This is a genomic window from Listeria farberi (genome assembly GCF_014229295.1).
Classification (GTDB): Bacteria; Bacillota; Bacilli; order Lactobacillales; family Listeriaceae; genus Listeria; species Listeria farberi.
Map to the genome: position 1 here is coordinate 1 of NZ_JAARZL010000015.1, position 524 is coordinate 524.

The 524-nt window shown below is 44.1% G+C and carries 2 tRNA genes and 1 rRNA gene; all 3 read left to right on the forward strand.

Annotated features, from left to right (window positions below):
* A 16S ribosomal RNA gene (locus HCB38_RS15015) occupies positions 1 to 68 on the forward strand; the annotation flags it as partial.
* A gap of 130 nt (positions 69 to 198) precedes the next feature.
* Positions 199 to 272: transfer RNA gene (locus HCB38_RS15020), tRNA-Ile, on the forward strand.
* A 46-nt stretch (positions 273 to 318) separates the two neighbouring features.
* Positions 319 to 394 (forward strand) — tRNA-Ala (locus tag HCB38_RS15025).
* Positions 395 to 524: the final 130 nt, after the last annotated feature.

Genomic DNA, 524 nt, shown 5'->3' on the forward strand with positions numbered 1-524 from the left:
GACAGATAATTGGGGTGAAGTCGTAACAAGGTAGCCGTATCGGAAGGTGCGGCTGGATCACCTCCTTTCTAAGGAAAAGGAAACCTGTGAGTTTTCGTTCTTCTACATTTGTTCAGTTTTGAGAGGTCACTCTCTTGTATGTCAGATAAAGTACGCAAGGCAACATGCTTAAGCGCATAGCGCCACTACATTTTTGACGGGCCTATAGCTCAGCTGGTTAGAGCGCACGCCTGATAAGCGTGAGGTCGATGGTTCGAGTCCATTTAGGCCCACTTTTTCTTTCTGACACGAAGAAAACATCCAATTTAATTCCTTTTAGGGGCCTTAGCTCAGCTGGGAGAGCGCCTGCTTTGCACGCAGGAGGTCAGCGGTTCGATCCCGCTAGGCTCCACCAAAATTGTTCTTTGAAAACTAGATAAGAAAGTTAGTAAAGTTAGCATAAATAAGAGATTATTTATGACACAAGTAACCGAGAATCATCTGAAAGTGAATCTTTCATCTGATAGGAAGTATCATCGCTGATA